We start from the raw sequence: 13442 nt of genomic DNA, 5'->3' as shown, positions 1-13442 counted from the left end.
CCTTCGAGACCTCCACCAGCGGATGGGTCGCGAACGCCGGGGGAACGATTCAGCGCGTCGCCGGCGGACTCGACGGCAGCTTCTCCCTCGAGGTCCGGGGGAGCGGCACGGGAAAGTTCGGCCTCAACGACAGCCCCAACTGGATCTCCGAGACCCCCGCGGCAGGCGCCGTGTACCGCTTCACGGCGTGGGTTCGCTCCGATAGCGCCGGAGGTGTGGCGGAGCTCCAAGTGCGCGAGTACATGAGAACCTCGCAGAAGGGCACGACTACCTACTCGAACGCCGTAACGCCCGCTCCAGGCTGGCAGATGATGTCCGTCGACTACGTGGCCAGGGTGGCTGGATCCACGCTCGATCTCCAGGTGGAGGACGATCCCATCGCGGCAGGGGAAGCATTCCAGATCGACAACATCTCGGCCAGCATCCTGGCCGGAGGCTCGTCGCCGGACGCGGCCCCCGACCTTGCGGCAGTCGTGGCGCCGAACCCGCCCAATCCCGGCGCCACGCTTGCCTTCACCACATCGCGTGACGGCCCCGCACACGTGAGGGTCTACGACCTCGCAGGGCGCTGCGTCAAGATCCTCCTCGAGGCAGGAAGCCTTCTTCCCGGGCGTCATGCCGTGCGGTTCGACGGGCGCGACGCATCGGGCCGGCGGCTACCCTCCGGCGTCTATTTCTATCGCATCGAAGTGAGAGAGGGGTCTGCCGAGGGCCGATTCGTCTTGATGCGGTGAGATCGGAGGCGCGGCGTTCCAAGGCGAAGTGACCTCGAACGTGCGCGGGAGCTAACGGGCCAGCAGGTTCGACACGGGGGAGGGAGGGACCGAGTCTCCGGTGCCGGCGCCGCGCGCGTCGACCACGTAGTCCTGGATGACCGAAGACGAGCCGCACAGGGCCCCGCAGTTGTCGGCCCAGTTGCTGGCGAAGATCACCCGTCGGCCGTCCCGCGACGGGACCGGATGCGACTCGCAGCGGTAGCATCCGCTGAACACGCTGTGCTTGTGCGCGAAGCGCTGGACCGCCTTGCTCCCGTCGAGCTTGACCGCGATGATCTCGTCGCAGAAGCGTTTGCCGATCTCGGGGTAGTAGCCCACATAGGCCCACCCGGGCCGGTCGAGGTTTCTCGTGGAGATATGGTGCGGGTAAGCCTCGTTCGTGGCGTCCGTCAGCGGCGTAATCGCGCCGTCTCGTAGCCGAACCATCACCACGCCGCCGATCAGCACCCCGTTCACAACCTTTCCGCGGTTGCCACAATGCTCCTGGCCGATCAGGACATCTTCGTTGTTGTCGAATGGGTTCACGGCCACATCCGCGTGCCCCAGGTCATAGGTAAACCCCTGCGCGGCGGAACCGCCGTTGCAACGTGGAGAGCTGGCCAGCATCGGATGCGGAGTGAGCGCCAGGGTCGTGGGGTTCACGTCGAAAATTCTCGGATAGTCGCCGTTGTAGCTCACGACCGCGTACTTCCCCGAGGCGGAGATCGAGACCCAGTCGATGCTGCACCCGCCGGAGAGGCCGCACGACGAGACATCATACACGGGGCCGATCCGCTTGTTGGGGTAGGGGGCGAGGGGAGGCTGGGGGTCCATATCCACGACGAAGAGCTGGGTCGCGCTCGCGAGCGCGACATAGCGGCCGTCGTTCGAGGGGTTCCCTTCGCCGGACCCGATGCCATAGTTCACGGTGACGGGCAGCGTCCACGTGCGGGTCTTGGTGCATGTAGCCACATTGAACCACATGAGCTCCGCGCCGGAGCCGTCCACGTTGATCTGCTCGTTCGCATGAGCCGGGCTCGGGTGCCACCGATAGTCGTACGGGCTGTAACTGCCGCACGGGGCGAGCTTGGGCAGGTAGGTGCTGCCATCGAGAATGAGACTCGCAGGCGAGCCTCCGTTGCGATTCTCGATGACGATCAGGGAGTTGTCCGAGTTCCAGGGTTGCGTCTTCGAATAGTGGTGCCGGGCGTCGGACCCCCAGGTTCCGGAGACCGGTGCGGTCGAAGCGCCCGGATCGTTGGCAATCCGCGTCACGCGGGTCCGGAATACGAGATCCGTGAAGGGGGACTGGTAGGCCGGCTTTCCGACGATCGGAACCGCGAACACCAGAGTCGGGTCGGTGACCATGTCGATGAAGCCGGGGTACGTGATCGCCGACGCCGGGGAGGCCGCGCACATGCCGAGCCCCGCCGCGAGGACGAGACCCGCCGCTTTTCGCGCCAGACCGTGCGTCCGGCAACCCATCACGGGGAGGTCCTGACATCGCTGATCGACGCGGGCGCAATCACGTCGCCGACCGCGGGGGATCCGATGGTGAACGAATCGAGGACGCTTCCCAGCGTGCAGGTCACGTCATTGGTCCCGCCTCCCGGCGGTCCGCAGATGAAGGTGCCCTGGATCCCCGACGACGTGAAGCGAAGCCGCAGGGGGCCGAGGTGCATCGCCCGGAATACCGACCACGCGGGTTGCGTGCACGCCAGCCAGAGACAGCTCCCGTCCTCCTCCAGGCTCGATCCCCCCGTGCCCGCCGTGATGTGAACCACCCCGCTCTGGGGAGACGAGCGCTCGTAGTTGTGGCTGTGCCCGTTCAGGTTCAACTTGTACTTGCTGTGCGACGCCCCGAGGGCGTCGAGGTACCCCTTCAGCGTGGCGTCCCCCGGGTGATGCCCCGAGGAGTAGGCGGGCCGATGGCCGAAGGTCACGATGAACTTGATCGCCGGATCGCTCTGCGCGGCGTCCATGATGGCGCCCGCCTTGGTCCGCCAGTCGGCCCAGGCCCCGGACCAGGGCTCGGGATAGGCGATGAAGCGGACGTTTCCGTAGTCGAACCAGTACCAGTCTTCGCCGCAGCAGCTGACCGAGGGGGAGCCGGGAGAGGTCTGCGCGTTGGGAAAGTCGAACCGGCCTTTGTAATTCCTCAAGTCGTCCGTGGTCTTATCCCACTCGTGATTTCCCCACGCGGGCTGATAGGCCGCATTCTGCGACCACACCATCACGTCGTTGAAATGATTGTCGACCGAGGCCTGGCCGTGGGCGTTGCCATAGGTGAGATCCCCAACCGCCAGGACGAAAGCCGGAGCCGCCGTCCCGATCAGGGACTGCACCGGTCCCACGTTAGAGTACGTGGCCACGTCGCCGATGTCCCCTTCCACGTAGACCGTGAAGTCGGATGAGCCCCGAGGCGGGGGCGTGCGAAACGTGTGATCGGCTCCGCCCGCGATCGAGTAGTGATAGACCGTGTTCTCCGTCAGCCCGGTGAGCTTCGCTTCCCAGAACGGGCCCGCCGAGGAATAGGGGGCCGGGCTCGGCGTGGACGCGGTTACGCTCCGCCCGTAGGCGGTTGTGGTCCCGAATTGAATGGTGTTCCCGGCGCCGCGCCAATCGAACGTCACCGCGGTCTGCCCGACAAAGCTCCAATGGACCTCGTCCACCGCCGCGGCGGCGACGCTCCACGTGCCCATGAGGGCGAGCAGGGCACTCGCCCCCAGTAGACCCAATCGTAACTTCATGACGCGCATGTCAGCCTCCGGGCCGCAAATCTTGAGGGGGCGCTGGCGGTTCTTTGTCGGCGGAGGGAGAACCGGGCGCGAGAATGGTCCAGCTATCGATGATCGAGCCTAGCGTGCATGTGCCGGCCGCTTCCGCAACCTCAGGAGAGAGTGCCTCGCAACGGGCGCCCCAAAGCGCCCACCCCATTCGGGTCTGACAGCGAGAGAACGACGAGTCGCGCCGAGGGTACATTTCCAGAGGTGCGGTGCGCACGAAATTCATTGGCGTTTCCGGAACTCCCCCGTCCTGTGTGGGCGGCCGAGCCGAGGCTGATTCGTGCCCACGAAACGTAAATGAAGGTGTTTTATGGCGTCCCCAGCGCGCCGGTGAGAGGCGGCGCTGATAGGAAACTAGCACGAAGGGTGCCAGCTAATGTGGGGCGCCATAGAAGTTGTCCCTACGCGCTTTGAGCCCCGCACCCGGCCGGAAACCCCGACGCGCCGTGCGGTCCAGGCTCGCGATGGGGGAGCACCGATTCGTACGCAATAGTACCACCTTGGGCTAGCGGGAGCCCCTTTGCAGGCTGCTCGTGCGCTTGTGCGAATTGCCCGAAGGAGCCACCGCAAACGATGGACCCCTATTGCGGAGTCAGGCGCAACCCGACCAAAACGGGGTCCGTCGCCTGCTCATGAATGCCCCGATTGCTAGCCCTGGCACCTTTCCTGCTCGACGGCCCAACTGGGGAAGGGCGAATCCACAATTCGAAAACCGTAGCACCACGTCCTGGGACAGCCGGGGGCAAGCCATTGCCAAGCCGACCCGGCGCACAAGAGGGGGCATCTCGTGCTACAGCGCTGCAGCGCCATCTTGTGGACTAGACTCGACAGACCCCGCCGCCACCCGATCCCATGGGCCGCCGCGCTGTTTGGCGCGGGAGTCTTCGTGGGGACCGCTCTGAGCGTCTCGCCGGTGAGCGCCCAGACATCGGCCGACTCGACCGTGGCGCTTTACTGGACAGCGCCCGGAGATGACGGAAACATCGGCAGGGCCTTTCGGTACGAGCTGCGATATCGCGCGACTCCGGTCAGCGGAGTCGACACTCTCTCTTGGTGGAATGCCGCCACGCTGTTTCCCGTACCCGCGCCCAGTCCTGCCGGTTCCATGGACTCGGTGCTGGTGCGGGGGCTCACGCCCTCGACAACGTATTACTTCATCATCCGCACAGCGGACGAAGTTCCAAACTGGTCCGGGTATTCCAACCTGGCCGTGAAGAAAACGGGCGGCGACGCCACGGCACCTGGGACCATCGCGGACCTTTCCGTAACCCAAGTCGCAGGCGCATCGATTTCCGTCCGGTGGACCGCTCCTGGCGACGATGGAAACACGGGGACCGCCGCGAGCTACCAGATTCGCTATTCGTCCAGCCCCATCACCTCGTCCAACTGGGCCTCTGCAGCGCCCGCCACCGGAGCGCCGGCACCCGCCGTCGCCGGCACGGCGCAGACCTACGTCCTGAGCGGGCTGGCAGGCAGCAAGACGTATTACATCGCGATCAAGGCATTGGACGAAGCGGGGAACGCAGCAGCGCTTTCGAATGTGGTGAATGGGACCACAACCGACGTGATCGCGCCGGCGGCCGTGCGGGACCTCGGCTATAACTCCGGCGGGCAGCCGAGCGGTTCTACGGCTGAGCTGTCCACCTTCGACGTCTTGGCGAGCAGTGCTCGCTAAGAACGCTCATCGCCGTTCGGCGGGAGGCTCCTGCATCGCGGCGCTCGTCGCGGCCGGTGCGCTCTTTGGGTTTGCCGATGCCCGGGCGGGGTTCGTCGGCTTGACGTGGACCGCTCCGGGCGACGACGGCTCGATCGGCACGGCGAGCACCTACGAGCTGCGCTACCGCACGGTCGGAGTCACCGGCGTCGATACGACGTCCTGGTGGAACGCCGCGACCTCCGTGCCCAGCGTTCCGGCCCCTCGTATCGCGGGCACCAAAGAGGCCTTCACCGTGGCCGGTCTGGATTCGGGTCAGACGTACTACTTCATCATCCGGACCTCGGACGAAATTCCAAATTGGTCCGCGTTCTCCGACCTCTCCGTCAAAGTGGCCAGGGAAACCTTCACGCTGGCCACGCCGCAACAGTTTCAGGCCTTGGCCACGCCGTCTTCGGTCACGCTGAGCTGGAGCGCCCTCGCGCCGGACGCGGGAAGCGAAAGCCGAATGTACAGGAAAGGCCCCGGCGAGCTCTCTCCGCGGCTTCTCAGGGCCTTGCCGATCACAGCCACCAGTTGGACCGACACGACGGTCAGTCCCGGCCTCAGCTACGAGTATCGCCTCGCGACCTTCGGCGGGGGACAGGAAGGCGCACCGGCCATCGCCGGGGTGACGCTCCCCGGCGTCGCCGCCCAGATCGCGGAAACGGACATCCACGGTTTCCCGAATCCGGCGCACGACAACGTCACCTTCCGCTTCGCGGTTGGAACGGGCGGCACGGTTCGGACCCGGATCACGGTGTTCGACCTCATGGGGCACAAGATCTGCGAGCTGGTGGACGGCGATCTACCCCCGGGGGAGCACAGCGTGTCGTGGGATTGCCGCTCGACCTGGGGACGTGCGGTCGCGCCCGGGATGTACAACGTCGTTCTCGAGAGCCCTTCGGGGCGGAGCGTCGAGCACCTCGCCATCCTGCCGTAGTTCTCGCCTTTGGCTTGAACCTCTAACTTCTACAGTGTAGGGTCTCACCCGCGATACCGCGCGCCTACTCTGGGGTCGCGCAGCATCCCTGCCAACCCAATCCACCTACCTTTGAAAACGCCGGAACGCATTAGCCAGGTCAGCGCGGTGGAGGAGCTCTGGCGGCGGGCGGAAGAAATCCGCTCGCTCTGCGGCCTGCCGCAGTTTCAGAAGCTCGAAGGGCCGGAACGCGAGCGGGACGCCCGCTCCCTGGAGGCGCTGGTCGGACTCCTGCTCGCGGATCTGGAGGCGAATTTCCGCCGCGGGCTCGCGACGCGCGTGCAGCTCGAGGGGCTCGGCGAGCTCATGGGATTCGCGATCCGCGACGCGGATCCGGACCGCCCGTACCACCTCCTGCTCCAATACCTCTCGCGCGCGCTCGACGAGCCGCGGCTCTGGTTGGGGCGAATGCGGGGCCATCCCTCCGAGTTTTGCCTCCACCGGCCCGCCTCTCCTTCCAACGCGGGGACCACGGAGCGGGTGCCGGCGGCCGAGCTGAACCCCGAGTGGCTCCGCTGGGTCTCGCTGGGCGAAGTCGAGACCGCCATGCGGAGCGACCCCCGGGGGCGTCGAGGCGGGCCGTGGCATGCCCTCGTGATCCGAGGGGACATGCCGGCCGACCGCCTGAGCGGAGGGCTGCACCCCTGCCCGGGCGCTACTCCCGAGGGGGGCGCCTGCGCCATCACCGGCGCGCGGCTCGAGGATCTCGCAGGAGGGCAAAGGCAATGTGGCCGCTGCGAGTTTCGCCGCGTCGTAGGACTCGTGGGCGTGGAGGGGGAGTCGGATTGGGCGCGGCGCGGGTCGCTCGAGGCGATCGTCCCCTCCCTTGGGGCGGTCCTCGTGAATCTGGCATTGAACGAGGCGCTGGATCTCGAGGCCCGCTTTCGCGAGGACGTGATCGAAAACATGCCCCTGGGCGTGGTCGCGGTCGATCGCGAAGGGCAGGTCCTCGCGTGGAATCGTTCCGCGGAGGATATCTCAGGCACGCCGCGCGCGGCGGCGCTCGCGCGACGAATCGATGAGATCGCCGGCGCGGAAGGTTGGCACGGCTCCTTGCTCCGTTCTCTCAAACGGGGCGGCGTCGAGGCGCCCTCCGAGCACATCGTGCGGAGACAGGACGGCGTTTCGATTCCCATCGAAGTGAATGCGGCCGCGCTCCGAGACGCGGAGGGGCGCATCCGGGGAGCGGTCGCGACGCTGACGGATCTCTCGAATCTGAGAACCATGGAGGAGCGAATCAGACAATTGGACCGGCTGGCCGCGCTCGGACGGTTCGCCTCGAGCGTCGCTCACGAAATCCGAAACCCGCTCACAGGCATCGCGACCGGCGTGCAGTATTTGAGCCGTGGTTTTCCCGAAGGGGACGAGCGGCACGAGGACGTCACGTTCATCCTGCGCGAGGTCTCCCGTCTCAACTCCATCATCCAGGACCTGCTCTCGGCCACGCGGCCCAGAATGCTCACGCTCGGGCCGGTCTCGGTCGCCGACGCGGCCGGCCGGGCGATCCAGAGCCTGGGTCCCACGATCGAAGAGGGAAGGGTCCAGATACGCCTCGAAGGTGCCGATCATTGGCCCAAGGTCCTGGCCGACACCGACCAGCTCCAGCAGGTATTCCTGAACCTCGTTCAAAACGCGGTGCAGGCGATTCCCAACCAGGGGGAAGTGGCGATCCGGGCCCGCCCCGTGGGAAACCCGCCGTTATCCCGAGTCGAAATCGAGATCGCGGATACGGGAGTCGGAATCGAGCCGGACCACCTGCCGCACCTGTTCGAGCCGTTCTACACGACGCGCCCGAAGGGTACCGGCCTGGGGTTGTTCGTGGCGCACGGCATCGTGCAGCGCCACGGCGGATCGATCGAGGTCGTGAGCGCGCCGGGCCAAGGAACCCGATTCCGGATCCTTCTCCCCGCGGCCGCGTGAGAGGGAAGCCGAGATGAAGGCAACCGTACTGGTCATCGACGACGATGAGACGATCCGCCATTTCCTCCCACGGGAATTGAAGGCCGAGGGCTATCACGTCCTCACCGCGGACTCCGGCAAGGCGGCGCTCCAGCTGCTCGAGAAGGAGCCGGCCGATCTCGTGCTCCTCGACATCCGCCTGCCCGATCTGACCGGCATCCAGGTCCTGGAGCGCATCCGGGTCCAATGGCCCGAGCAGATCGTCGTGATGCTGACCGGCGAGCCCGATCATGAGACCGCGGTTCAGGCCATGCGGCTCGGCGCCCGCGACTACCTCACGAAAGGGAAGCCGATCCGCGAGGAGCTCCTGCTCGTGCTCGAGCGGGAGCTGACCGCTCAGCGGCTGGGGCGCGAGGTCCAGCACCATCGGGAGCAGAAAAGCCAGAAATTCTCTCGCGATTTCGTCCGCGGGCAGAGCGCGCCGATGCTGCAGGTCTACACGATCGTCGAGCAGGTCGCGCAGAGCGATTCTACGAGCGTCCTCATCGAAGGGGAGAGCGGCACGGGGAAGGAGCTGATCGCGCACTGGATCCACGAGCTTTCCGCCCGTCGCGACAAACCGATGCTCGAGGTGAACTGCGCCGCGATTCCCCGGGAGCTTCTGGAATCGGAGCTCTTCGGTCATGAGAAGGGAGCGTTCACCGACGCGCGGCAGCAGAAACAGGGGCTCCTGGAGCTCGCGAACGGCGGCACCCTCTTTCTCGACGAAGTTGGCGAAATGAGCCTCACGATCCAGGTGAAGCTCCTGCGCGTCCTCGAGCGCATGACCTTCAAACGCGTGGGCGGGACGAAGGACATTACCGTGAGCGTCCGCGTCATCTCCGCCACGAACCAGAATCTCGAGACGATGGTTCGGGAACAGCGGTTTCGCGAAGACCTCTTCTACCGGCTCAAGGTGGTGCCGATCCGCGTCCCGCCGCTCCGCGAGCGCCGCGAGGACATCCTCCCTCTGGCGCGGCATTTCCTCGCGCAGTTCAACCGCCTGTTCGGGAAGAGCTTTGCCAGCATCGATTCCGGTGCGGAGCAGATCTTGTTGTCGTATCCTTGGCCGGGGAACATTCGCGAATTGAGGAACCTTTTCGAGCGCATCGTGCTCCTATCCCAGGGGGACCGGATCGTGCCGCAGCATCTGACCGCAGCCATCGCGCCGGCGCAGGCCCGGGCCGACTCCTCGCTCGACACCCTCCGCGGCGTCCTCGAAGCGGGGCAGATCCCCGAGGGGGGATTCGACCTGGAGGGCACGCTGGGACGCGTGGAACGGGACATCATCCAGCGAGCCTTGGATCGCTCCGGCGGCAATCAGAGCCGCACGGCGAGCCTGCTGCAGATGAAGCGCGACAAGCTGCGCTACCGCATGAAGCTCTATGGATTCCAGGACACGCCCGCCGCGGATGTGGGGTAGGATGTCCGGAGTCGCCCCGCGACATTCCGCGGGGATTTGGATCGCCTCCATCTTCCTAGCCGTCGCGGGGCCGGGCTGCGGCTACACGGTCCGGAGCGCCCTTCCTCCGCACCTCAAAACGCTCGCGATCCCGGTCTTCGTCAACAATACCGTCGAGTTCGGCCTCGCCGACGATATCACCCAGGGTCTCGTGGCCGGTTTTCTCGCCGACCGCCATCTTCGGATCGTCCAGGAACGGGACGCCGACGCGGTGCTGCGGGGAACGGTGGTCGCGTACAAGAACCAGGTGTTCGGGTACACCTCGACGGAGCGCGCCACGGAGTACGAAATCGTGCTCACGGTGCAGATCTCTTTCCGTGACATGATCAAGAATCGCGATGTTTGGAAGGAAGACGCCCTCTCGGTGAGAACCACGTACAATGTGGTTCCTGTGGGCACGGAGCCCGCGAAGACGGAGACGGACGGGAGAAAGGACGTGATCCAGAAATTGGCCGACCAGATCGTGAGCCGCACCGTACAGGGATGGTAAGAGCCCAAGGGGAGGGCGCGGGGAAACCGCGCGGCGCGGTCGTGACGCCGCGCGAGGCCGAGAAGATGCTCCGAGGCCCTTCGGCCGGTCTTCCGCCGATCGTGCTGGCCGCGGGGAGCGACGACTTCCTGCGCGAGAAGCTCGTCCGGGCGTGCCGCGCCGGGGCGGAATCGGAAGGCGCCGAGTTCCAGCGGCTGGAGGGAGACGCGCTCCAGGCGGAGACCCTCGCGGGGGCGCTCGGGACGCTCTCCCTCTTCGGTGGGACGCGGCGCATCTGGATCCGCGAAGCATCGAAGATGGGCGGGGGCGTAGAGGAAACGCTGCTCGCCTGGATGGAGGATCCAGGGGAGGGCGTGTTCCTCCTGCTCACCACGTCGCGCGAGGTCGACGAGCTCAAGTTCCTGGGCGCTCTCGCCGCACGCGTGACTACGGTCCCGTGCGCCGTTCGAGGGCGCGAAGGACTGACGTGGGCCGAAATCATCGCGGAGGAGGAGGGTCTCAAGCTGCCCGGCCGCACCGTCGAGGTAATGTTCCGTGCGACGCCCGATCTCTTGTCCTTTCGCCAGGAGATCCGCAAGCTCGCCGCCCACGCCGACACGGAAGGACGGGTGCCCGCGCAGGCGCTTGAATCCTTGCGTGAGGCGCGCGCCGGGGCCTCCGTGGAACGGTGGGCCCAGGCCGTGCTCGGCGGAAGCGCCGCCCAAGCGCGCGCCGAAACCGAGGCGTTGGCCCGAGAAGGCGTTGCCGGAACCAGCGCGCTCTGGGCGCTCGCCGAGTGCGCCCTCGGAGCGCTCGAGCCGCAGAGCTTCTTCTACCGCCGCGCGGCGCGTCCGGCGGCCCCGCTCCAGCCCGGCAAGGCCCGCGCGGTGCTGGACCAGGTCTATCGGGCCGATCGCGCGCTCAAGCGCGGCGAGATCCGCGACGCCGAGCTGGCCGATGCTCTCGTGCAAAGCGTGAGGCAAATCCTCCATGGGTGAATCGATTCGAAAGGGTGTGTCCGGAGAGCCGGAGGTCAACGAGCCCAGAGTGCGGACGAAGAGCGTGTACCCGTTCCATGAGATGGAGCGGCGCGCGCGGAAGCTCTGGAAGGACGAAGGGCTCTTCGAAATCCGCGACCCGATGACCGCGGAGCGCCCGTTCTATTGCCTGAACATGTTCCCGTACCCCTCCGGTGATCTCCACGTGGGGCACGGGCGGAACTACATCCTGGGCGATGTCGTCACCCGCCTGAAGCGGATGCAGGGGCACTCGGTTCTGACGCCCATGGGATGGGACGCGTTCGGGCTGCCCGCGGAAAACGCAGCCATCGCGAACAAGATCCATCCCGCGACCTGGACACGCCGCAACATCGCGCGCATGAAGGAGCAACTGATCTCCTGGGGGCTCGCCTACGACTGGGACCGCGAATTCGCCTCGTGTGATCCCTCATACTACCGATGGACACAGTGGCTTTTCCTAAAGCTTTACGAGCGCGGGCTCGCGTATCGCGCGAAGGGCGCGGTCAACTGGTGTCCCTCCTGCAACACCGTGCTCGCGAACGAGCAGGTGGTGGATGGGAAGTGCGAGCGCTGCGGCACGACGGTCGAGACGCGCGAGCTCGAGCAGTGGTATTTCAAGATCACGGCTTACGCCGAACCCTTGCTCCGTGATTTGGATCTGCTGGTCCACTGGCCGGAGAAGGTCCGACTCATGCAGACGAACTGGATCGGCCGGAGCGAGGGCGCGACGATCCGGTTCCCGGTCGCGGGCTCGAGCGAGTCGATCGAGGTTTTCACGACCCGCCCGGACACGCTCTTCGGCGCGACCTACGTCGTGCTCGCCGCCGAGCATCCGCTCGTCTCGCAGTTAAGCCAAAGAGGGAAGCTACCGCGGCCGGCCGCGGACTTGGTCGAGCGCCTGCGCCGCGCGCGGCTGGAGAACCGTTTCGAGGTCGAGACGGAGAAGGAAGGAGCGCGAGCGGGAATCGACGCCGTCCACCCCCTGACCGGCGCCAAGCTTCCCGTCTGGATCGCGAACTACGTGCTGATGGGGTACGGGACCGGCGCCATCATGGCGGTTCCGGCGCACGACCAACGCGATTTCGAGTTCGCGACAAAGTACGGCCTCCCGATCGTGGAGGTGGTGCGCGACCCCGGCGGCGCCTACGACGCGGGCGCGGCATACGAAGGGGAAGGCACGCTCGTGAACTCAGGAACTTTCGACGGTCTGCCGAGCCCGGAAGGGAAGCTCGCGATCGTCAGGGCCCTCGAGGCAAAGTCCGCGGGGGGAGCCAGCGTGCATTACCGGTTGCGCGACTGGCTCATCTCCCGCCAGCGGTACTGGGGCGCGCCCATTCCGATGGTGACGTGCGAGCGCTGCGGCATCCAGCCGGTGCCCGAATCGGACCTGCCGGTCCTGCTCCCCGACCAGGTCGAGTTCAAACCGACGGGGGAGTCGCCGCTCCGGACGAACGAGGCGTTCTTGAAGGCGTCGTGCCCTACGTGCGGCGGGGAGGCGCGGCGCGAGAGCGACACGATGGACACCTTCGTCGACTCGAGCTGGTACTTCCTGCGCTTCCTTAGCCCGAAATCCGAGAAGGTGGCGTTCGACTCGGACGCGGTGAACCGGTGGCTTCCGGTCAACCAGTACATCGGGGGGGTCGAGCACGCCATTCTGCATCTCCTCTACTCGCGATTCATCGTGAAGGTGCTCCGGGACATGGGCCTCGTTTCCTTCTCCGAACCATTCGAGAGGCTCTTCACGCAGGGGATGATCACCAAGGACGGGGTCAAGATGTCGAAATCGAGGAACAACACCGTCGCGCCGGACGACCTGATCCAGCGTTACGGAACCGACACCGTCCGGCTCTACACGCTCTTCATCGGGCCACCCGAAAAAGACGCCGAGTGGAACGACCGCGGGGTGGAAGGGGCCTACCGCTTCCTCCAGCGCTACTGGAAGCTTGTCGAGGATGTCGCTGCCGCACGAAGCGCTAAAGGCCTCCCCTCGACCCGCCGGGCCGCGGGCGGGCGGGCCGCCTGGGCTCCGACCGGCGCGCGCCGGGATCTTCGGCGCCGCATCCACCAGCTCACGGCCCAGATCCTCACCGACATGGACCGCCTTCACCTCAACACGGCGGTGAGCGGAATGATGCAGTTTGTGAACGCGCTGGACGAACACCGTGACGGCGGGGGAGATATGACCGACCCGGAGGTTGAGGAGGCCCTGGGCATCGGAACCCGGCTCCTGTCCCCGCTCGCCCCCCACACCGCGGAGGGCGCCTGGGCCCTTCTCGGCGGGTCCGGGTCCATTTTCACGGCCGGCTGGCCTTCCGCCTCCCGAGAAGCCCAGGAGAGG

At 66.4% G+C, this 13442-nt stretch carries 10 protein-coding genes and 1 pseudogene; 9 read left to right on the top strand and 2 right to left on the bottom strand.

The window, feature by feature from the left end; translation table 11 throughout:
• Positions 1 to 734 (top strand): T9SS type A sorting domain-containing protein (locus E6K76_00355; protein ID TMQ60941.1); only part of this gene is annotated, 734 nt, incomplete at its 5' end.
• 51 nt (positions 735 to 785) lie between these two features.
• Here the strand turns inward: E6K76_00355 and E6K76_00350 are convergent.
• Both E6K76_00350 and E6K76_00345 read right to left on the bottom strand, forming a co-directional pair.
• Complete coding sequence (locus E6K76_00350) at positions 786 to 2240, bottom strand: hypothetical protein (protein ID TMQ60940.1); 1455 nt, start codon at positions 2238 to 2240, stop codon at positions 786 to 788.
• The gene (locus E6K76_00345) at positions 2240 to 3505 is read right to left on the bottom strand and encodes a metallophosphoesterase family protein (GenBank protein TMQ60939.1); all 1266 of its coding nucleotides are present in this window, start codon (positions 3503 to 3505) and stop codon (positions 2240 to 2242) included. The genes E6K76_00350 and E6K76_00345 overlap by 1 nt, the downstream gene beginning before the upstream one ends.
• A gap of 922 nt (positions 3506 to 4427) precedes the next feature.
• On the opposite strand from E6K76_00345, the gene E6K76_00340 reads away from it, so the two are divergent.
• The 8 genes and pseudogenes from E6K76_00340 to E6K76_00305 form a co-directional block, all read left to right on the top strand.
• Entirely contained in the window at positions 4428 to 5216 is a 789-nt protein-coding gene (locus E6K76_00340) for a fibronectin type III domain-containing protein (protein ID TMQ60938.1), read from the top strand.
• Complete coding sequence (locus tag E6K76_00335; GenBank protein TMQ60937.1) at positions 5206 to 6177, top strand: hypothetical protein; 972 nt, start codon at positions 5206 to 5208, stop codon at positions 6175 to 6177. The genes E6K76_00340 and E6K76_00335 overlap by 11 nt, the downstream gene beginning before the upstream one ends.
• Before the next feature lie 447 nt (positions 6178 to 6624).
• A pseudogene (locus E6K76_00330) lies at positions 6625 to 7452 on the top strand (PAS domain S-box protein).
• Positions 7453 to 7671: 219 nt separating this feature from the next.
• Positions 7672 to 8136 carry a hypothetical protein gene (locus E6K76_00325; GenBank protein TMQ60942.1) on the top strand — a complete coding sequence of 155 codons (465 nt, stop codon included), beginning with the start codon at positions 7672 to 7674 and terminating at the stop codon, positions 8134 to 8136.
• 13 nt (positions 8137 to 8149) lie between these two features.
• Entirely contained in the window at positions 8150 to 9577 is a 1428-nt protein-coding gene (locus E6K76_00320) for a sigma-54-dependent Fis family transcriptional regulator (protein ID TMQ60936.1), read from the top strand.
• Positions 9540 to 10106: a hypothetical protein gene (locus E6K76_00315; protein ID TMQ60935.1), complete on the top strand. Its 567-nt coding sequence runs from the start codon at positions 9540 to 9542 to the stop codon at positions 10104 to 10106. The genes E6K76_00320 and E6K76_00315 overlap by 38 nt, the downstream gene beginning before the upstream one ends.
• Positions 10100 to 11083, top strand: coding sequence for a hypothetical protein (locus E6K76_00310; GenBank protein ID TMQ60934.1), 984 nt, complete (start codon positions 10100 to 10102; stop codon positions 11081 to 11083). Before E6K76_00315 ends, E6K76_00310 begins: the two co-directional genes overlap by 7 nt.
• On the top strand, positions 11076 to 13442 hold a 2367-nt coding region (locus E6K76_00305; protein TMQ60933.1), incomplete at its 3' end, for a leucine--tRNA ligase. The genes E6K76_00310 and E6K76_00305, both read left to right, overlap by 8 nt.

The organism is Candidatus Eisenbacteria bacterium (genome assembly GCA_005893275.1).
GTDB lineage: Bacteria > Eisenbacteria > RBG-16-71-46 > SZUA-252 > SZUA-252 > WS-7.
Note: the sequence above shows the minus strand (reverse complement) of the source record. Positions and strands in the feature narration are given on the sequence as shown.

What these genes read in the sequence shown, in the direction of transcription:
- E6K76_00350 (TMQ60940.1), bottom strand. Translation starts at nt 2,240, where the DNA reads ATGGGTTGCCGGACGCACGGTCTGGCGCGAAAAGCGGCGGGTCTCGTC.
- E6K76_00345 (TMQ60939.1), bottom strand. Translation starts at nt 3,505, where the DNA reads ATGAAGTTACGATTGGGTCTACTGGGGGCGAGTGCCCTGCTCGCCCTC.
- E6K76_00325 (TMQ60942.1), top strand. Translation starts at nt 7,672, where the DNA reads ATGCTCACGCTCGGGCCGGTCTCGGTCGCCGACGCGGCCGGCCGGGCG.
- E6K76_00320 (TMQ60936.1), top strand. Translation starts at nt 8,150, where the DNA reads ATGAAGGCAACCGTACTGGTCATCGACGACGATGAGACGATCCGCCAT.
- E6K76_00315 (TMQ60935.1), top strand. Translation starts at nt 9,540, where the DNA reads ATGGATTCCAGGACACGCCCGCCGCGGATGTGGGGTAGGATGTCCGGA.
- E6K76_00310 (TMQ60934.1), top strand. Translation starts at nt 10,100, where the DNA reads ATGGTAAGAGCCCAAGGGGAGGGCGCGGGGAAACCGCGCGGCGCGGTC.